The 19,358-nt window shown below is 30.6% G+C and carries 17 protein-coding genes and 4 pseudogenes; 10 read left to right on the plus strand and 11 right to left on the minus strand.

The window, feature by feature from the left end:
- Positions 1–299 precede the first annotated feature (299 nt).
- The 6 genes and pseudogenes from OTBS_RS07220 to ubiE all read right to left on the minus strand — a co-directional run bounded on the left by OTBS_RS07220 (position 300) and on the right by ubiE (position 6,102).
- Positions 300–1,373, minus strand: coding sequence for a reverse transcriptase domain-containing protein (locus tag OTBS_RS07220; protein WP_232488970.1), 1,074 nt, complete (start codon positions 1,371–1,373; stop codon positions 300–302).
- A gap of 364 nt (positions 1,374–1,737) precedes the next feature.
- A complete protein-coding gene (locus OTBS_RS17700; protein ID WP_269763911.1) occupies positions 1,738–1,872 on the minus strand; it encodes a hypothetical protein in 135 nt (44 codons plus the stop codon).
- A 186-nt stretch (positions 1,873–2,058) separates the two neighbouring features.
- Complete coding sequence (locus OTBS_RS07225; RefSeq protein ID WP_011944940.1) at positions 2,059–2,952, minus strand: hypothetical protein; 894 nt, start codon at positions 2,950–2,952, stop codon at positions 2,059–2,061.
- A pseudogene (locus OTBS_RS12875) lies at positions 2,939–3,759 on the minus strand (IS5 family transposase). The gene OTBS_RS07225 and the pseudogene OTBS_RS12875 overlap by 14 nt, the downstream one beginning before the upstream one ends.
- 193 nt (positions 3,760–3,952) lie before the next feature.
- A complete protein-coding gene (gene ubiB, locus OTBS_RS07235; protein ID WP_011944941.1) occupies positions 3,953–5,332 on the minus strand; it encodes a 2-polyprenylphenol 6-hydroxylase in 1,380 nt (459 codons plus the stop codon).
- Positions 5,329–6,102, minus strand: a complete 774-nt coding sequence (ubiE, locus tag OTBS_RS07240; RefSeq protein WP_011944943.1) for a bifunctional demethylmenaquinone methyltransferase/2-methoxy-6-polyprenyl-1,4-benzoquinol methylase UbiE — start codon at positions 6,100–6,102, stop codon at positions 5,329–5,331. Before ubiE ends, ubiB begins: the two co-directional genes overlap by 4 nt.
- 593 nt (positions 6,103–6,695) lie before the next feature.
- On the opposite strand from ubiE, the gene rimP reads away from it, so the two are divergent.
- The 4 genes from rimP to rbfA all read left to right on the plus strand — a co-directional run bounded on the left by rimP (position 6,696) and on the right by rbfA (position 11,882).
- Positions 6,696–7,178 carry a ribosome maturation factor RimP gene (gene rimP / locus OTBS_RS07245; protein ID WP_011944944.1) on the plus strand — a complete coding sequence of 161 codons (483 nt, stop codon included), beginning with the start codon at positions 6,696–6,698 and terminating at the stop codon, positions 7,176–7,178.
- 15 nt (positions 7,179–7,193) lie between these two features.
- Complete coding sequence (nusA, locus tag OTBS_RS07250; RefSeq protein ID WP_011944945.1) at positions 7,194–8,696, plus strand: transcription termination factor NusA; 1,503 nt, start codon at positions 7,194–7,196, stop codon at positions 8,694–8,696.
- A 246-nt stretch (positions 8,697–8,942) separates the two neighbouring features.
- On the plus strand, positions 8,943–11,489 hold the full coding sequence (gene infB / locus OTBS_RS07255; RefSeq protein WP_011944946.1) for a translation initiation factor IF-2: 2,547 nt from the start codon (positions 8,943–8,945) through the stop codon (positions 11,487–11,489).
- 30 nt (positions 11,490–11,519) lie between these two features.
- Positions 11,520–11,882 carry a 30S ribosome-binding factor RbfA gene (rbfA, locus tag OTBS_RS07260; protein ID WP_011944947.1) on the plus strand — a complete coding sequence of 121 codons (363 nt, stop codon included), beginning with the start codon at positions 11,520–11,522 and terminating at the stop codon, positions 11,880–11,882.
- A gap of 411 nt (positions 11,883–12,293) precedes the next feature.
- On the opposite strand, the gene OTBS_RS07265 is transcribed toward rbfA, so the two are convergent.
- Together OTBS_RS07265 and OTBS_RS16900 are read right to left on the minus strand one after the other, a co-directional pair.
- Positions 12,294–13,022 carry a reverse transcriptase domain-containing protein gene (locus OTBS_RS07265; RefSeq protein WP_232488822.1) on the minus strand — a complete coding sequence of 243 codons (729 nt, stop codon included), beginning with the start codon at positions 13,020–13,022 and terminating at the stop codon, positions 12,294–12,296.
- Between the two features lie 42 nt (positions 13,023–13,064).
- Positions 13,065–13,277 carry a hypothetical protein gene (locus OTBS_RS16900; protein ID WP_232488971.1) on the minus strand — a complete coding sequence of 71 codons (213 nt, stop codon included), beginning with the start codon at positions 13,275–13,277 and terminating at the stop codon, positions 13,065–13,067.
- A gap of 6 nt (positions 13,278–13,283) precedes the next feature.
- On the opposite strand from OTBS_RS16900, the pseudogene OTBS_RS07270 reads away from it, so the two are divergent.
- A pseudogene (locus OTBS_RS07270) lies at positions 13,284–13,715 on the plus strand (transposase); the annotation flags it as partial.
- Positions 13,716–13,888: 173 nt separating this feature from the next.
- Here OTBS_RS07270 and OTBS_RS07275 read toward each other — a convergent pair.
- Positions 13,889–14,296, minus strand: a pseudogene (locus tag OTBS_RS07275) (transposase family protein); the annotation flags it as partial.
- Positions 14,297–14,371: 75 nt separating this feature from the next.
- Between OTBS_RS07275 and OTBS_RS12880 the strand changes: the two are divergent.
- A protein-coding gene (locus tag OTBS_RS12880) for an IS5-like element ISOt6 family transposase (protein ID WP_157866421.1) occupies positions 14,372–15,195 on the plus strand; the annotation gives its coding sequence in 2 pieces (ribosomal slippage) (positions 14,372–14,759 and positions 14,759–15,195; 825 coding nt in all).
- A 28-nt stretch (positions 15,196–15,223) separates the two neighbouring features.
- Here the strand turns inward: OTBS_RS12880 and OTBS_RS12885 are convergent.
- Together OTBS_RS12885 and OTBS_RS07295 are read right to left on the minus strand one after the other, a co-directional pair.
- A pseudogene (locus OTBS_RS12885) lies at positions 15,224–15,623 on the minus strand (transposase family protein); the annotation flags it as partial.
- 123 nt (positions 15,624–15,746) lie between these two features.
- Positions 15,747–16,577: a glutamine synthetase gene (locus OTBS_RS07295; RefSeq protein ID WP_041621312.1), complete on the minus strand. Its 831-nt coding sequence runs from the start codon at positions 16,575–16,577 to the stop codon at positions 15,747–15,749.
- On the opposite strand from OTBS_RS07295, the gene pgeF reads away from it, so the two are divergent.
- The 4 genes from pgeF (at position 16,576) to OTBS_RS07315 (ending at position 19,296) form a co-directional block, all read left to right on the plus strand.
- On the plus strand, positions 16,576–17,307 hold the full coding sequence (gene pgeF / locus OTBS_RS07300; protein ID WP_011944949.1) for a peptidoglycan editing factor PgeF: 732 nt from the start codon (positions 16,576–16,578) through the stop codon (positions 17,305–17,307). The genes OTBS_RS07295 and pgeF overlap by 2 nt on opposite strands.
- On the plus strand, positions 17,300–18,010 hold the full coding sequence (ccmC, locus tag OTBS_RS07305) for a heme ABC transporter permease CcmC (protein WP_011944950.1): 711 nt from the start codon (positions 17,300–17,302) through the stop codon (positions 18,008–18,010). Before pgeF ends, ccmC begins: the two co-directional genes overlap by 8 nt.
- A gap of 5 nt (positions 18,011–18,015) precedes the next feature.
- Positions 18,016–18,336, plus strand: coding sequence for a ferredoxin FdxA (gene fdxA / locus OTBS_RS07310; RefSeq protein WP_011944951.1), 321 nt, complete (start codon positions 18,016–18,018; stop codon positions 18,334–18,336).
- Between the two features lie 135 nt (positions 18,337–18,471).
- On the plus strand, positions 18,472–19,296 hold the full coding sequence (locus OTBS_RS07315; protein ID WP_011944952.1) for a DsbA family protein: 825 nt from the start codon (positions 18,472–18,474) through the stop codon (positions 19,294–19,296).
- The last annotated feature ends 62 nt before the right edge of the window (positions 19,297–19,358 follow it).

Consider the following 19,358-nt stretch of genomic DNA (forward strand, 5'->3'; position numbering starts at 1 on the left):
AACCGGACTTTGCAGAATTACCGCATCCGGCTCTCAAAAATAAGATAAGCATTATGCCTTATTTGTTTTCTAGAACATTGAGACAATCTTTCCAATTTTAGGAAAATTTACTTTTTTAAGTATCTCGGTTAGTCTTTTCCAATTCATCTTACGTTTTCCTCCCATTCTATTAAACCAGTTATATATTGCCCGTTTACTTTGGTTGATAAATGAACTTACTCGTCTTTTGTTATCCGATATACCATGATAGTTGATCCATTCACCTAATAACTCTAATGACTTGTGATAATGTTTGTGTTTTATCTTGCTTGTTTAGCTGACTGACTACGCAAATATTTTCTCAGTCCTTTCAGTTTCTCAGTAAAACGATCTCTCCTTGAGGTATATTTTAGTCTCCATGTTGTGCCAAATCTTGATTTGCCCCAATAGCAAGTAAATCCAAGAAAATTATAACTTGCGATCTTCTTGTCTTGTTTGGCTAAATTTGCAGCATGGTCTCTACCAGATTTAATCATTTGTGATTTAGCTTCATTGATATTTAGCCCATACTTATTTAACCTTTTAGGCAAAACATCATAAAACCTTTTCGCATCTGTTTCCTTTTCAAAGACAAATACCATATCGTCGCAGTACCTCACCATTCCTGTTTGTCCCATTAAGTTTTCTTTGCTGATTTTTGCAAACCAGCTATCTATAACATAATGCAGAAAGACATTTGCCAGAATTGGTGAAACTATTGATCCTTGACGACAACCTTCTTTGTTAGTAACTATAGTACCATTTTCTATGATTGGTGTTTCAATCAGTTTCATAACTAGTCTTAGAAATTCCATCAACTCACAATGCTTGATTGTATTGAAACACTTTGTTATATCAATCTCTACTATAGCCCCTTTATTGAAGTTATACGTAAGTCTATTTAACTCCCTTAAAGCGTCGTGTGCATTTAATTTAGGTCGAAATCCATATGAATACTTTAAGAATATTGGCTCAAACACAGAGTTTAATATCTTGCTTACTGTAGACTCGATTATCTTATCTTCAAAACATGATATTATCAAAGGTCTTTTGCCTCCATCTTCTTTTGGAATTTCTGTTATTCGTGCAGGTTTAGCTTGATATTGCCATTTGCGAATTCTAGTAAGAAGCGAGAGCAGATTTGCTTTCAACTTCTTACCATAATCAGCTTTGGTTATACCATCTATTCCTATCGCTTTCTTGCTATCGAGTTCCTTATATTGTTCTTCTAACATCTTTAAATCAATGATATGTCCAAGATTATTAAACTTTATGTCTTGATTTTTCGATGATAGCAACTTTATACGCTCAAGTTTCGTTAACCATGTATTTCTGTCTATGCTGTGTACAGCCATTGTTTCCCTCTTGCATTCTTACTTTTCTGCTAACCCTTTGCTCCACCCACATTACTAGGTTTCATCACTACTATGGCTAACTCAGCCATCCTTACACCATCTCCAAAGCCTTATGTTTCACCACTTGTACTTTGAATACTTACTTAATTACGTAAGAGTTATAAGGACTTCTCAAGTTGTGTCATTAATCTTTACAAACTCGCTGACGCCTGCGACCCCGGTGGTTGAAAATTTTTGGATTTTTACTAGTTTGACCTCCAATCTTCTTTTGCCTACTATGTGCTAGAACATATCGGCTTCCACTACATCTCACTTTCAGGGCTATCACGTTCACCATTTGGTTTCGGCTCGAATGTTTCACTGTCTACGCTTTACTACTGTCGTTACCTTCAGCAGCACAAGACTCGCTATATGGTGGATCTAGCTTCTCCTTCCATAACTGGACTTTCACCAGTAAGATTAATTCACCTTTTCTTGACGCACCAACTATATCTATCATATCTTCTTATATCGAACTCGTGTATAATATAGCATATTCATTATATAGAATTTGTGTTAATTCAGGAATTAAATATTCCTAACATTGTTTTTGTGTAAGGAATACTTAAACATAATTAGTTATTTTAACATTGCTGTAATGCTTAATCCATCTACTTTATGCTCTATTTTTTATATCAAACTTGCGTTATAATAAGCTTCTTCCAGATAACGAAAAGCCTTCATCTTTGCTGCTACCTAGTATTTCTCTGTCTTCATTATTTTCACAATGACTTTCTGCTAAATCGCTTGTATCAGTTATATCTAATGTTGTAAATTCATCAATCATGCACTTGGTTTCAACTTTTGCATGAATTTGTTCGCTTAATGAACATGATTGTGCAGTAGCAGCGCTTTCCTCTGGTGGTATGAACGATTTTTCTATTTTAAATTTATCTACTTCAGTGCAATTGACAGGGCATGTAGAGTTTTTAGTAATATACTTACTTTTGACTATATTTTTTTGAAGAGTAGAATGAGTAGCTAATTTGTTAAATATTATTAGAATTTTATTCTCTGGATTTATGTAAAGAGTAGTAGCAATAAGGCGCAAATCCCTGCTAATAAGTTTTAATTCTATTACCTTATTATCTTTAACGTGTAAAATTTTTATTCCACTGCATTTTTTTTGTCTATGTATTATACCTTTTTCTAATGCTGCCTGACATTGTTGCTTTGTAACAGTGTCAAGCTGCCGTGATATCTTTTCATCAATAATTGCAAATAATCCATCTGAGTTTATAAAAGATGAGCTATTGGCTATGGATGTAGTATTATTAGATGATATTATTCTTTGATCATCAATATGCCAATGTGTAGTATTTAAGTCTGCCTCTATCTCATTTTGAGATTCTGCTTGAAAAAGTCTTGGTAATGCTTCTAAGATATCATCTTCATCACCAGATTGGCACTCGACTTTTTCTTGCAACAAACACTTGTTAACTTCTTCTTCTGAATTAACTTCCTGCTGAAACAAAGCTTGTAATGCTGCTAAGATTGTATCTTCATTAGACCTCTTTCGAAACTGGTTAAGGTAGTTCAAAATTATAAATGCCAGAGATCAAATTAAATCTAAGACCGAATCTTTTACGTCTATTTCGATATTTGTCAGCAATAATTTTGAACCGTTTTAGCATACCAATAACATTTTCATTGACAACTCTTTCTCCTGCTAACCTACGATTATTCTTTTTATCATTTTTAGTTAAAGGATTTTTCTTGCTTTTTTTCTTTGGTAATGCAGAATTATTGTGAATTTTTTGTATACCTTGATATCCTGTATCAGTAATCGCTTTAATCTTAGGATGGATAAGAATTTTGGATTCCTTAAATAATCTAAAGTCATGTTTTTTACCGTTAGAAAAATCTGTACATATTACTTGGTGTGTTTTCTTGTCTACCACTATTTGAGTCTTTAGTGTATGCCTTTTCTTCTTTCCTGAATAATAGAATTTTTGTTTTTTTGGGTCTTTCTATTGGACTCTCAGTAGCATCAATCAAGACTACTTCATAATTCATATCGCTATTCATTAGAGCTTTACGACCTGGAAGAGCAAAGTTTGGGTGTTTAACTAGGGCATCTTCTACCCATTTTACAGCTTTATATGCTCAACTTTCACTAATCCCATAGTTCTGACCTATATGGAAATAAGTGCGGTATTCTCTAAGGTATTCTAAGACCATCAGCAACTGTTCATCCAAATTGAGCTATTTTTACACACACATTTTGATTTCTTAAGACAATCAGCTTGCCTAAAAATATCCACCATCTTTGAGAATGTTCCCTTCCTTACCACTGTTAATCAACGAAATTTTTCATCCTTTAATTTTTAATCTGATCACATTTCATTATTACCTCAAATCAGATCTTTATAACACTATTCTACATCATTGTCTAGTTTTGAAAGAAATCTATTATATCGAACTTAGGTTAATAATTAACTATAGTCATTTACAATGAAGTTTGTGTATAAAATATCCTGTTGGTAAATCTTATGATGCTATTGTCGCTTTTTTCTATGCTCAAACCTCATTGTAAATGACTATAATTGTTTTAAAATGCTAGACAATGATCTAAATAATCTTGCCTCAATACTAATATTTTTTGCTGCCCATTTTTTCATCCATGGTTTCATTAATTCCCATATATTAATATCAGGATTTAGATCTCTGCTTATTCCCTCAACTACTATCATAGTCTTTTGCAACAGTAATAATTGCGGCTGAGTTTCCATGCCAAAATTCTTTGTTATCATGAACAATTGAGCAAGCAATTTACCAAGAGATAAATTTTTCAGTGATAATCCAATAATAGGTTCAGCTATAGACCTGCAATATTGGGAAAATAAGTCTAAATTGGTATTTTCTGGTATATAGCCAGCTTGCAGATGAATTTTAGCAACTTTCTTATAGTCTCGTTCCAGAAAAGCGTACAAAATCTCAGCTACTGCAATTCTATCCTTTTCAGATAGCCTTCCTATTATACCAAAATCTACTAATCCTATCTTACCGTCTGGCAAAACTAGAACATTTCCATGATGTAAATCAGCATGAAAAAATCCATCTCTGTAAGCCTGATTAAAAAACATCAAGACAACTTTTTCTGATAGATCTTTCAACGATGTTCCTTGATTTATTATTAGCTGCCGTTCACGAATTGGCAATCCATGAATCCACTCAACAGTTAAAACTTTTTCGGCAGTAAATTCCCAATACACTTTTGGTATATAAGTATTGCGATCTGATATAAAATTATCTAGCATTTCAGAATATGATGCTGCTTCAATTCTCATATCCAATTCACTGACCATAGAGTTTCGTAATATATCTATTACCTCTACTAATTTCAGCCTCTTAACTTTAGGCAAAAACTTTAATAAAATCTTGGCAATGAAATGTAATGTTTCTATGTTTTCAAGATATTCAGCTTGTACATTAGGTCTTAGCACCTTTACTGCCACTTCTTCTCCAGTGACTAGCTGGGCTTTATATACTTGAGCAATAGATGCTGCAACTACTACTTCTTTTGGAAAAAAAGAAAATACTTGATCTATTTCCATTTTAAGGCAAGCTGTAATAATTTTTTTTGCTTCTTGAGTTGAAAACGGAGGCAATTTATCCTGTAATATCTTTAATGAATCAGCCATGTTGCTACCAATTAAGTCAGGTCTAGTAGATAATGTTTGCCCTAACTTAATATATGCGGGGCCAAGTTCTTTTAAGCAGTTTGTTAATCTATCACTATATTGCTGATTATTTCTATATACCAAACAAATTGGATAAAAAAGAAAGTTAATTAGTTTAATGATACTTCTGAATAAAAAAGATAAGTTAGTACAATCAATATTTTGCAATATTTTGTATTTACTAACTATTGCCAAAACTCCTATTAATGCTATTACATTCTTAATAAAGTTAATCATAATTTGAAAGCTGAGTGTATTGCAACAATGCCAAAAGTTAAATTGCAAAACTTAACGTTCTGAAATCCTACGCTATTAATTATTTGACAAAAATCTTGTTGATCAGGAAATGTTCTAATACTTTCGACTAAGTATTGATAGGCTTGTTGATTATTTGCAACTATTTTACCTATTAAAGGTATTAAGTTAAATGAATATAAGTCATACAGTTTGCTTATACATCGATTTTCTACTTTAGAAAACTCTAAACATAAAAACTGGCCACCAGGCTTTAAAACTCGGTAAGCTTCTTGTAATGAAGCTTCAATGTTGGTAACATTACGAATTCCAAAAGCAATTGAAAAATTATCAAAACTATTATCTGCAAAAGGTAAATTTTCTGCATTACAATTAATATAATGTATATTTTCTAATAAGTTACTATCTACAGCCTTCTCTCTACACTTTTGTAACATATTATAGTTTATATCACAAATAGTAACATTAGGAATAGTATGATATTTCTTTGCTTTACGATAAAATGTTAAAGCTATATCACCAGTTCCTGAAGCAACATCAATCAATGAACCATTAAAATCGAAAAATCTATTACAAAATTTTTGTTTCCAAAAATAATGAACACCTAAACTAAGTATATTATTCATTAAATCATAATGCTGAGTAACAGAATCAAATACGTTGGCAACTAATTGGTTCTTTTTTTCACTATCAACAAGTTGAAATCCAAAAGTAGATCTATTACCATTATTATGATTATAATTCTTCATCATCGAATTATTTTCTAAATATGATCAAAACAAATAATATAATAACTAAACAGCATAAAAATCAAACTAAAAAGATATGCCATTGTTGCATGAAGTCAGGAAGTTAAGACAAGAAACAATTATTTACTTGACGTAAAATTGATAAAAAATAATAAAATAAAAAAAACTCATTCCTCATAATAAATATGAACTTAGAGAAAGCTACTTAAGCGCAGCAAAGAATTAATCATGTAATTATATTAATTAGATCACAACTGCAAAACGGTATAATCTCTCTGCTTTTATATATTTTCACTTTTGTAAACCAATCCTTCCGTTCAACAATTTATATGTAGAATATGTAGGATAATACATTAAATTAAAAATATATACGGACTAAATTATTATCGTTGATTTCTTAATAAATTAGTATTAGAATTACGGTTGATAAGTTCATAAGTTAAGCTACTATTAAAATTAATCACTCAGAAAGTACTAAGACTAAAGGCAATATTACAGAAGCTATTGCTTTGAATTTATATTAGTTGATAATTGCATATATATTTTAATAGCTATTCTAATGAGTAGTATGTCAATAACAAATACTTTACATAAGAATGTTAAACGATAAAATAAAAGAGCTAATTACTCCTACTGCAAAAACCTTAGGATATAAGGTTATAAATGTAAGCTTTATTGTAAAGCCAGCTATATTAAAAATAGTTATTGATCGTTTTGATGAAAAAAAAGTTAACGTTTTAGATTGTCAAGTGTTTAGTAAAGCTATTTCAGCAGTTTTAGATGTTGAAAACATAATACCAGGTAAGTACTTTTTAGAAGTTGAATCTGCTGGTATTGAGCGAAGTCTAATGGATTTAGAAGATTTTATAAAATTTTTAGGATATACAATACAAGTAAAGCTAGTTGCAGCTATTAATGAAAACAAAAAATATATAGGTGTAATTTCTAATATTAAGGGACAAGAAATCACACTAAATTTGCAAAATGATAGTACTATTGCTATAGATTATGATAATATAAAGGTTGCAAAGATAGTTTTTACAGATGAAATGTTTAGACAAATCACCAAAAATTATTAGCTCAGGAGATATAATATGGTTAATCCTATCAATGCTGAAGTGTTAAGAGTTGTTAATTATATTGCTAGAGATAAGGATATTTCACAAGATGCTTTAATATCAATTGTAGAGGAAATGATTCAATTGATCAGTAAAAAAAAATATGGCGCTGAGCATAATATTAAGGTTGAAATTAATAAAAAAAGCGGTGAATGTAAGTTGTATAGAGTGCTTGATGTAGTTGAAGAAACAGAAGATATGTGCTCTCAAATCTCGTTAAACGATGCTTTACAACTTAATGCTAATATTAAGGTTGGAGAACAAATTTTTGAAACTCTTCCTCCTATAAATCTTGGTAGAGTTTCTGCTCAAACTGCTAGATACTTTATTGCTCAAAAGATTGCAGAAATAGAGAGAAGAAAGCAATATTTAGAAGTTAAAGATAGAGTTGGAGAAATAATTACTGTAATAGTTTCCAGAATTGATGCAGGTAATATAATAGGAGAGTTTGGTGGAGTAGAAGTTATTATTCCAAGAGATCAATTAATAAAAAGCGAAGCTTATAAAAAGAACGATAGAATTAAAGCATATGTACAAAGAGTAAATGAAGAGCTAAAAGGCCCTCTAATGTTTTTGTCTAGAACAGATAATCAAATGTTGGTTAAGCTATTAGAAATGGAGGTTCCAGAAATTTATGAAGGTACAATTAGTATTAAAGCAGTAGCAAGAGATCCAGGATCAAGAGCTAAAGTTGCAGTGTTTTCACCTGATTCATCCATTGATGCTGTTGGATCATGTATAGGGATGAGAGGCAACAGAATTAAAAATATTTCTAATGAACTTTCTGGAGAAAGAATTAATGTTATAAAGTGGAACCAAGATATTGCAGGCTTTGCTATTAATGCTATGTCGCCAGTACAAATAACAAAAGTCATCATTGATGAGTCTAGACATTTAATTGAGTTGATAGTATCTGCTAATCAGCTTAGCATTTCTATTGGCAGACGCGGGCAAAATGTTAGACTTGTATCTAAACTTTTAGGTTGGAATATTGATATTATTACTGAAGAGCAAGAATCATCACGTAGAACAGATGAATTCACTTCTGCTACGGATTTATTCACAAAAAATTTAGGAATTGATGAAATGTTAGCTCAATTATTAGTAGCTGAGGGACTCATTTCGATCGAGCAAATAGCTCATGCTGATCTTAATGTTCTAACTAGTATTGATAGACTTAATTCTGAGTTAGTTCTTGAATTGCAACAAAAAGCAATAGATTATGTTAATAATCAAAATAAACTTATTCTTACAAAACTAGAGGAGCTAGGAGTAGAGCAAGAGTTATTAGAAACTTTAGAGATTCCATTAGAATCTTTTATAACTCTTGCAGAGAATGGTATTAAGAATTTAGAAGATCTTGAAGAACTTACATTTAGCGAGTTTAACACTTTAGTGCCAAATAATTGTCTGAGCGAAGAAGAGTTTAATTATATTATTTTAACTAATAAAAAACATTTAACTGATTCAGTGCAGTAATATATTCCTGAATAAATATATAAATTTAAGTAGCTAGTTAATTTATTTAATAATAAGTGGTTCACTATAATAAATATTGCTGTATAATAAAAAAGCTAATTTAAAGCAATATTTAGATTTATTAGACGCAGCAAATAAAATACTAGTACAAAGTACTCAGTACTTTAAGTTAAAAAATCCTGTTTAATAATAAAAGTACATTAAATTTACATAATAACAAAGCAATATTACAAGCAGTAAATAATTATGACAGATAAGCACAATGAAGAAGGAAAAGAAAAAAAACTGAAGTTGCCATCTAAAATGATTATTGGCAAGCACGTAGATTCTAAAAAATTTAAAACTAGCTACTTCACTTCTCATAATAATAGCGTTACAGTGGAAATTAAGGGTGGTAGAAAGTTTAGCAGTAGCTCTTCATTGCCGCATAAAATTAATACACAAATTTCAACTATAGATGAATTTAATGAAAAAATCAGTCTTTTAAAAAAGGCTGCTTCATTTGCTAAGAGCGAAGAATATAGAAGCAACGTTACTAATTTTTCTTCTACAGTAGAAGTAACAGAGCAGCAAACAGAAGCAGAAAATTCAACTAATATCAACTTATCAGAGCAAACAATAAAAAATAATTCACATCAAAGCAGCAGCAATACCATAGAAACAACTCAAGAAAAAAAACAAAATGATGATCTTTCTTCAAACATTACACCTGTTGAAGCTATAACACAGCTGGAACCTAATCAAAAAATCTTACAAAATCAGCAAAATAGCAGCAGTATATCTTTGAATTCTATTATATCTAAACCACAAAATAAGTCATCTATCGAGAATAATGTTGAGTTTGAAACAGAAGCAACATCAACTAAATCTAGTGCTATTTGGACTAAAAAAAATAATAGTGCTAAACCTAAGAAGTCAGATATTTATCAAATGTTGGATAGTGATTCTAAATCTAAGACTAGAAGTTTTGCAGCTATTAAACGAGCTAGAGACAAAGAAAAGCGTAAGTTACAGAATAATGCTCTTACAAAAAAAATATATCGCGAAGTTATTATACCAGATACCATTACGGTTAATGAGCTTGCATTACGTATGTCAGAAAAACTTTCAGATGTAATGCAAGCCCTTTTAAAACTTGGAATTAAAGCTAATATAAATCAAAGTATAGATGTTGATACAGCAGAACTAATTGCTATTAGTTTAGGCCATTCTGTAAAAAGAACGCAGGATTCTGATGTAGAAAATATTTTGCACTCAGATAAAGATACGCAAGATTCATTATTACCTAGAGCGCCTATTATAACAGTAATGGGGCATGTAGATCATGGTAAAACTTGTTTATTGGACGCGTTAAGGTCAACTGATGTAATAAGCACAGAAGCTGGAGGTATAACTCAACATATTGGAGCATATAAGGTCAATCTACCTAACAATAAATCAATAACGTTCATTGATACTCCTGGACATGAAGCTTTCAGCGAAATACGAACTAGAGGAGCTAAGGTTACTGACATTGTAGTATTAGTTATTGCTGCTAATGATGGTATCAAGCCTCAAACAATAGAAGCAATTAATCATGCCAAAGCTGCTAAAGTACCTATATTAGTAGCAATTAATAAAATTGATGCTCCAGATGCTAATCCTGATAAAGTTAAAAACGCTCTGCTAGCTCACAATATAGTACCAGAAGATTTAGGAGGAGAAACACTTGTAGTTCCAATATCTGCATTAAAAAAAATCAATCTTGACAAACTTGAAGAAGCAATTTTGTTGCTTGCCGATATGCTCGAGCTTAAAGCTAATCCAAATGCCTTAGCATCAGGCACAGTTATTGAATCTCAAGTTGATCATAAAAGCGGTGTAATAGCTACTATACTAGTTCAGCGCGGAACTTTAAAAATTGGAGATATCTTAATAGCTGGCAATGGTTTTGGTAAAGTAAAAAGAATGATCAATGATAAAAACCAGCAAGTAAATTATGCTTATCCATCAGATCCAGTTAAAATACTTGGATTAAGCCAAATACCCAATGCTGGAGATGCAGTTGCAGTAGTTCAAAATGAAAAGCAAGCCCGTAGTATAGTTGATTATCGTATCAGAAAAGCTAAAGAAGAACAAGATCTTAAGGTTCATAATATTTCTTTAGAAGAACTTCTTAAACAAGCATCTGCGAACCAATTTAAGGAGCTATCTTTAATTTTAAAAACTGATGTTCATGGCTCTCTTGAAGCTATTGTAGCTAGTATAAATAAAATTGTTAATGATGAAGTTAAAATAAAGATTCTGCATGCAGCAGTTGGAGTTATTAATGAATCTGATATAATATTAGCTAATGCTTCTAATGCAACTATTTTAGGGTTTAATGTTAAAATTGATTCTACAGCTAGCATTAAAGCAGAAAGAAATAAAACCAATATTAAATACTATTCTATAATATATGACTTAATTGACTATGTTAAAAGCGCTGTATCTGGGATGTTATCACCTATTATTCATGAAGAATATACTGGTAGAGCAGAAGTAAGAGCTGTATTTAATATTACTAAAGTTGGTAAGATAGCTGGGTGTTATGTTACTAAAGGGTACATTCAGCGTAATAGCAAAGTTAAATTGCTTAGAAATAACGAAGTGATTTTTAGTGGGCCATTGCAAACCTTAAAACGTTTTAAAGAACACACTAAAGAAGTAAAAGAGGGGTTTGAGTGCGGAATAGAGTTAGCTAATTATTATGATATCAATGTGGGAGATATAATTGAAGCATTTATAGTAACAGAAGAAAAAGCTAAACTTTAACTTATTGACTAATGCTAATAGTGAATTGTTATGAAGAAAATATATCAAGCAAAATCATATAAGACTTTAAGAACTGCTAATATGATAAGACTAGCTTTAATTGATGTTCTACACTCAAATAAACTGCATACAGATTTATTTGAGTGCAAGATAACTGTCACAAAAGTGCTAGCACAAGCCGGTCAAGGAATGTATCACTGCTACATTTTACCATTTAGCAATTCAAAACTATCTCAAGATAAACTTATGCATGCTATTAATGATTCTCTTCCTATAATTAGGAGAATGATTACGCAAAAAATCAATTTAAAATACTCGCCAGAATTAAGAATTTTCTATGATTATGGATTTGATAATGCTGCAAATGTAGATAAAATTTTAAAATCATTATGATAATAGACCTCGTTCGAAACTGGTTAAGGTAGATCAAAATTATAAATGCCAGAGATCAAATTAAATCTATATGAGTAGACCTAACCAATCGCTCAATTAGGCCCCTCCTCAGAACCGGACTTTGCAGAATTACCGCATCCGGCTCTCAAAAATAAGATAAGCATTATGCCTTATTTGTTTTCTAGAACATTGAGACAATCTTTCCAATTTTAGGAAAATTTACTTTTTTAAGTATCTCGGTTAGTCTTTTCCAATTCATCTTACGTTTTCCTCCCATTCTATTAAACCAGTTATATATTGCCCGTTTACTTTGGTTGATAAATGAACTTACTCGTCTTTTGTTATCCGATATACCATGATAGTTGATCCATTCACCTAATAACTCTAATGACTTGTGATAATGTTTGTGTTTTATCTTGCTTGTTTAGCTGACTGACTACGCAAATATTTTCTCAGTCCTTTCAGTTTCTCAGTAAAACGATCTCTCCTTGAGGTATATTTTAGTCTCCATGTTGTGCCAAATCTTGATTTGCCCCAATAGCAAGTAAATCCAAGAAAATTATAACTTGCGATCTTCTTGTCTTGTTTGGCTAAATTTGCAGCATGGTCTCTACCAGATTTAATCATTTGTGATTTAGCTTCATTGATATTTAGCCCATACTTATTTAACCTTTTAGGCAAAACATCATAAAACCTTTTCGCATCTGTTTCCTTTTCAAAGACAAATACCATATCGTCGCAGTACCTCACCATTCCTGTTTGTCCCATTAAGTTTTCTTTGCTGATTTTTGCAAACCAGCTATCTATAACATAATGCAGAAAGACATTTGCCAGGATTGGTGAAACTATTGATCCTTGACGACAACCTTCTTTGTTAGTAACTATAGTACCATTTTCTATGATTGGTGTTTCAATCAGTTTCATAACTAGTCTTAGAAATTTCTTGTCAGATATTCTCTTTCTTAGAAATTCCATCAACTCACAATGCTTGATTGTATTGAAACACTTTGTTATATCAATCTCTACTATAGCCCCTTTATTGAAGTTATACGTAAGTCTATTTAACTTCCTTAAAGCATCGTGTGCATTTAATTTAGGTCGAAATCCATAGGAATACTTTAAGAATATTGGCTCAAACACAGAGTTTAGTATCTTGCTTACTGTAGACTCGATTATCTTATCTTAAAAACATGATATTATCAAAGGTCTTTTGCCTCCATCTTCTTTTGGAATTTCCGTTATTCGTGCAGGTTTAGCCTGATATTGCCCTTTGCGAATTCTAGTAAGAAGCGAAAGCAGATTTGCTTTCAACTTCTTACCATAATCCTCTTTAGTTATACCATCTATTCCAATAGCTTTATTGCTATCGAGTTCCTTATATTGTTCTTCTAACATCTTTAAATCAATAATAAAGGCGAAATAATGTCAGTTAAAATTACTAAAAGCAATAAAAGCGACCTATCTATAGCTTCAGTTATTTCTAAAGTCTTATCTGGTAAATTGTTTGGTGATAAAGCTTACATATCTAAAGAGTTATTTCATCAACTGCTGACCAATGGTCTACGTTTATTTACTAATCTTCGTAAAGATATGAAAACATATTTATTGGTCATACAAGATAAGCAGTTATTAAATAAACGTTCCTTAATTGAGTCTGTTTTTAATGTACTAAAAAAACATATGCATTTAGAGCATACTCGACACCCTTCTCCTCTTAATTTCTTTGTTCATATAATTGCTTCTCTTGCTAGTTATTCTATCTCTAAACTTAATCCCCATTTATCTCTTCTTCTTCTGACTCCTTATCCTAAATTGACGTTTATATTCTCATGATTTAAATCTTTTGAGAAAAAGTAGTTTTAAGCCAAATCAAGAGAATGAAATATCACTATAACTTTAGATATGCTTTGTAAAATATATAACATAACTGTTTTATACTGGTTTAGCTATATCATCTTAAAAGCTCTTTGATACTTAATTATTTAATAGACATCTTTCGAAACTAGTTAAGGTAGTTCAAAATTATAAATGCCAGAGATCAAATTAAATCTAAGACCGAATCTTTTACGTCTATTTCGATATTTGTCAGCAATAATTTTGAACTGTTTTAGCATACCGATAACGGTTTCATTCACAACTTTTTCTCGTGCTAACCTAAGATTATTCTTTTTATCATTTTTAGTTAAAGGATTTTTCTTGCTTTTTTTCTTTGGTAATTCAGAATTATTGTGAATTTTTTGTATACCTTGATATCCTATATCAGTAATAGCTTTAATCTTAGGATGGATAAGGATTTTGGATTCCTTAAATAATCTAAAGTCATGTTTTTTACCGTTAGAAAAATCTGTACATATTACTTGGTTGGTTTTCTTGTCTACCACTATTTGAGTTTTTAGTGTATGCCTTTTCTTCTTTCATGAATAATAGACTTCTTTCGAAACTATACAATGATGTAAAATGGTGTTATAAAAATCTGATTTGAAGTAACAATGAAATTAGATCAGATTAAAGAGTTAAAGGATGAAAAATTTCGTCGATTAACAGGAGTAAGGAAGGGAACATTCTCAAAGATGGTGGATATTTTGAGGAAAGCTGATGGTGTTAAGAAATCAAAAGGAGGGCGTAAAAATAAGCTCAATTTGGAGGAACAGTTATTGATGGCCTTAGAATACCTTAGAGAATACCGTACTTATTTTCATATAGGTCAGAACTATGGGATTAGTGAAAGTTCAGCATATAAAGCTGTAAAATGGGTAGAAGACACCTTAGTTAAACACCCAAACTTTGCTCTTCCAGGTCGTAAAGCTCTAATGAATAGCGATATGAATTATGAAGTAGTCTTGATTGATGCTACTGAGAGTCCAATAGAAAGACCCAAAAAAAACAAAAATTCTATTATTCAGGAAAGAAGAAAAGGCATACACTAAAGACTCAAATAGTGGTAGACAAGAAAACACGCCAAGTAATATGTACAGATTTTTCTAACGGTAAAAAACATGACTTTAGATTATTTAAGGAATCCAAAATTCTTATCCACCCTAAGATTAAAGCGATTACTGATACAGGATATCAAGGTATACAAAAAATTCACAATAATTCTGCATTACCAAAGAAAAAAAGCAAAAAAAATCCTTTAACTAAAAATGATAAAAAGAATAATCGTAGGTTAGCAGGAAAAAGAGTTGTCAATGAAAACGTTATTGCTATGCTAAAACGGTTCAAAATTATTGCTGACAAATATCGAAATAGACGTAAAAGATTCGGTCTTAGATTTAATTTGATCTCTGGCATTTATAATTTTGAACTACCTTAACCAGTTTTGAAAGAGGTCTAATAGAATTTTTGTTTTTTTTATGTCTTTCTATAGGACTCTTAGTAGCATCAATCAAGACTACTTTATAATTCATATCACTCTTCATTAGAGTTTTACGACTTGGAAGAGCAAAGTTTGGGTGTTTAACTAAGGTGCCTTCTACCCATTTAACAGCTTTATATGCTGAACTTTCACTAATCCCATAGTTTCTGACCTATATGGAAATAAGTACAGTATTCTCTAAGGTATTCTAAGACCATCAGCAACTGTTCCTCCAAATTGAGCTTATTTTTACGCCTACTTTTTGATTTCTTAAGACCATCAGCTTTCCTCAAAATATCCACCATCTTTGCAAATGTTCCCTTCCTTACTCCTGTTAATCGACGAAATTTTTCATCCTTTAACTCTTTAATCTGATCGAATTTCATTATTACTTCAAATCACATATTTATAACACCATTCTACATCATTGTCTAGTTTCGAAAGAAGTCTAATTTAGGAATTAAAATTTTGCATATATCATGCTCATGTTCTAAGCACGTGATACTTATCTATATTTCATTCATTTCAAAGAATTTTATATTAAAACAGTTAGTGGCAGTAATAATGTTATTTGGTAGTAGTTCTAAGTTGTATTGACTATCATAAGCATTGCCATAGATTTTTGTATAGCTATTAATTTTATCAGGTGCTTTTATTCCAAGATATATTGACTTTAATATAGTGTATAATGCTAAATATTGGCAAATTAACGGCGATGCTAAACGATGCTCTATTCTTAAAGGTAAGCTATTTGGAATCCTAATTGCGACTGTGCGATTATTGCAACCATAAGCAATATGAGTTGGAGCCATGAAATTTTTATTTAGTCTTAAAAAATCTTCTTCACGATGGACAAATACTAAAAAAGTTTCCTTCATATAATGACAAATACTATTAATTGTTGAGGTTAGAATATTAGAATCTTGTTCAAAGACGTTTAAATTGTTGCAATCTAACAATTCGATGTGAAAATGTAATGCATTACCATAATCAGATAGATATGGTTTAGCATCAAACTTTGATACTCCATTATATGATCTAGCCATTAACTGAATTTTGGTAATAGTATTATTAATTAATTGAGCTAAGTATGTTAGGTTTTCAGTAGGTGAAATTTCAATTTCATATTGACAGTATCCTCTTTCTTTCTTTAAATTATAGGTTTTGAGATATGAGTATAATTTTTGTTTAACATCATTTGGTTCTAAGTAAAATTCTATTTCTACGCCAACTCTAATCTTATAATTAAAATTTTGTGCTAATTTTTTTTGCAATTGCTCTAATGCGTTTACTTTTTTTAAATTATTTGATAGGCTTAATGGAAAATCGTTATTCTGCATGCAAAACTTAATACCTGACAATATATCATATAAATTTTTTGATAAAAGTTTTATACAATCTAGCGGAGTATACTCACTTTCACATCAGGATAATAAAACTATTAATTCTAAGCAAGTAGCAAATAATAGGCAGTTAGTTATCAATTATTTTTCAGCCAAAGGTCTGATGATCTTAAATCAAAAACATGGCAATAGCGTATATTGCGCTAAAGAGATTAACTGTGTGCATGATCCTATTGCTGATGGTGTGGTTACTAATCTCTCACAGTTAATACTAGGCATTCAAACAGCTGATTGCGTGCCGGTTCTATTGTTTGATAGAGATGGAACAACAATTGGAGCAGCTCATTGTGGTTGGAGAGGTACTAAAGCTAATATTCTAAAGAATGTTATTTACTTAATGCGAAATTTAAATAATATGGTTAATATAAAAGCTATAGTAGGGCCAGCTATTCAACAAGCTTCTTATGAAGTTGATCAAAATTTGTATAGTGCTTTTATACAAGAAAATAGCGATTATCAATCTTTTTTTAAACCATTAGACTTTGATGGTAAATTTTTATTTGATTTGGTAGGCCTTGTACAAGCTAAACTATTAGAAGAAAATGTTGAGATAGTTAAAGTTTATCAAGATAATACTTACTCGTTACCAAAATTGTATCCAAGCTATAGACGTGATCGTCATATAAATTACCATATATTATCTACTATAGTGATCAATAATGCTTAAGTTACTTAATCCTAAAGTTTTTTTACAGTTATCACGACAAATATTGCCTTATTTGATAGTTATATTTGTAGCTATTTTTAGCTATGGTATTTATTTATCTCTTTTTAATTCTCCAATTGATTATCAGCAGGGAGAGTTAGTAAGAATAATGTATATACATGTTCCATCAGCATGGTTAGCAGTAATGATATATGTTATAATGGCTATATGCAGCTTTGGATCAATAGTTTGGAAGATTAGAATGTTATATATAATTGCTATATCAGCAGCTCCTATAGGTTGTTGTTTTACAGCAATTACGTTGATTACTGGATCAATTTGGGGAAAAATGACTTGGGGGACTTGGTGGGTATGGGATGCTAGATTAACATCAACACTAGTATTGTTATTATTATATCTAAGTTATATTATAGTAGTAAATGCTGGAGATAATATATTACGCTGTGAAAAACCAGCTGCAGTGACTTCTTTAATTGGAGTTATTAATATACCTATCGTTAAATTTTCAGTTAACATTTGGAGTACGCTACATCAACAATCTAGCGTTCTAAAAATTGGAGGACCTGCTATTCATATTTCAATGTTAAAACCTCTGATAGTAATGTTCTTAGCATTTGTAATTTATTTTATTATTGTAATTATTTGTAGAGTAAATATACTATTTATTCGATTAAAGTTATTTAATTCTATGAGCTTTAGGTAATAGTTATGACTTACGTTGTTACAGATTCTTGTGTAAAATGCAAGTATACTGATTGTGTAGAAGTCTGTCCTGTAGACTGCTTTCATGAAGGAGAAATGATGGTTGTTATTGATCCTGAGAAATGCATTGATTGTGGTGTTTGTGAAGCAGAATGTCCAGTAGGAGCTATTAAACCAGAAGCTGAAGAATTAATTAAATGGATAGAGCTTGGCCAGGAATTTTCTAAGAAATGGCCACAGATTTTACATAAAAAAGCTCCACTACCTCAAGCTGATTTGTACAAGGATAAAACTAATAAGTTTGAGAAGTATTGCATTTCAAAATAAAGAATATTATTAATTGCTACCAAGTATTAAAGCGTATGTGCAAATTATAGTATATATTTAATTTATTAGAAACTGGCCACTTAAGGTAGATGATAAAGTAACTTTTTTAATAGAAATACTAAATTTATAATAATTATGGTGATATTATCCTTATATAAAAAAACAGTTGCTATAATAATATTATTAATAATGATTCTGTGTAATAGTATTAGTATAGTTTGCGCTAAGTTATTAAAAGATGCATCAACTACAATAGAGCTAGTTCCATATCAAGCTAATGAGCTGACTCCTGAAAAAATTAATGATCAGATAAGACAATATATTCTTAGTCATCCTGAGGTAATTTTAGAGTCTATCGAAATTATGCAACAAAAGCAACAGCAGCAAGAACAAGAGTATTTTGCTGGTGCTATTAATGAACAACTAAAAATTTTGCATGATACTCATAACTTGCCTATGGTTGGCAATATACATGGTAATGTAATTATAACTATTTTTTATGATTATAATTGTAAATATTGCAAACTATTAAATAACATAGTTAATAAGTTAATTATTGAAAATGAAGATATAAAAATTATATGGGTGCCTTTAGCAATTTTAGAAGGGCTATCAGAACATGCTGCTAAAATTGCTTTAGCAGTCTACGAAAAAGCTCCAAGTAAATTTCATATATTCCATAATAAAATAATGAGTTTAACTAAAGTTACTTTACAGGATATTGAAAATATCTTAGTTGAAGCTGAAATAGATGTTGATAAAGTTAATGATTTAACTAATAGTCCTAATATACAGAATATATTGTCTATGATTAATAATATAGCTTCTAAGTGTAATTTAAATGGAGTACCACTCACAGTCATTGGTAATAGGGTATATACAGGCTTAGTTGATAAATTACAACAAGGAGTTAATGAAGCCAGGGAAAAAAACAAAGCTATTGTTTGTCCTCTTAAATAAAAACAGTAAAATTGTGTAATTCGTGAAGTTATAGACATTTGATGAGCGTTACTCTATAATAA

It is taken from the genome of Orientia tsutsugamushi str. Boryong (assembly GCF_000063545.1).
Taxonomy (GTDB): Bacteria; Pseudomonadota; Alphaproteobacteria; order Rickettsiales; family Rickettsiaceae; genus Orientia; species Orientia tsutsugamushi_C.

Bases quoted from the DNA above. Each gene is read 5' to 3' on its own strand.
- OTBS_RS07220 (WP_232488970.1), bottom strand. From the start codon at position 1,373: ATGGCTGTACACAGCATAGACAGAAATACATGGTTAACGAAACTTGAG.
- OTBS_RS17700 (WP_269763911.1), bottom strand. From the start codon at position 1,872: ATGATAGATATAGTTGGTGCGTCAAGAAAAGGTGAATTAATCTTACTG.
- ubiB (WP_011944941.1), bottom strand. From the start codon at position 5,332: ATGATTAACTTTATTAAGAATGTAATAGCATTAATAGGAGTTTTGGCA.
- ubiE (WP_011944943.1), bottom strand. From the start codon at position 6,102: ATGATGAAGAATTATAATCATAATAATGGTAATAGATCTACTTTTGGA.
- rimP (WP_011944944.1), top strand. From the start codon at position 6,696: ATGTTAAACGATAAAATAAAAGAGCTAATTACTCCTACTGCAAAAACC.
- nusA (WP_011944945.1), top strand. From the start codon at position 7,194: ATGGTTAATCCTATCAATGCTGAAGTGTTAAGAGTTGTTAATTATATT.
- infB (WP_011944946.1), top strand. From the start codon at position 8,943: ATGACAGATAAGCACAATGAAGAAGGAAAAGAAAAAAAACTGAAGTTG.
- rbfA (WP_011944947.1), top strand. From the start codon at position 11,520: ATGAAGAAAATATATCAAGCAAAATCATATAAGACTTTAAGAACTGCT.
- OTBS_RS16900 (WP_232488971.1), bottom strand. From the start codon at position 13,277: ATGTTAGAAGAACAATATAAGGAACTCGATAGCAATAAAGCTATTGGA.
- pgeF (WP_011944949.1), top strand. From the start codon at position 16,576: ATGCAAAACTTAATACCTGACAATATATCATATAAATTTTTTGATAAA.
- OTBS_RS07295 (WP_041621312.1), bottom strand. From the start codon at position 16,577: ATGCAGAATAACGATTTTCCATTAAGCCTATCAAATAATTTAAAAAAA.
- ccmC (WP_011944950.1), top strand. From the start codon at position 17,300: ATGCTTAAGTTACTTAATCCTAAAGTTTTTTTACAGTTATCACGACAA.
- fdxA (WP_011944951.1), top strand. From the start codon at position 18,016: ATGACTTACGTTGTTACAGATTCTTGTGTAAAATGCAAGTATACTGAT.
- OTBS_RS07315 (WP_011944952.1), top strand. From the start codon at position 18,472: ATGGTGATATTATCCTTATATAAAAAAACAGTTGCTATAATAATATTA.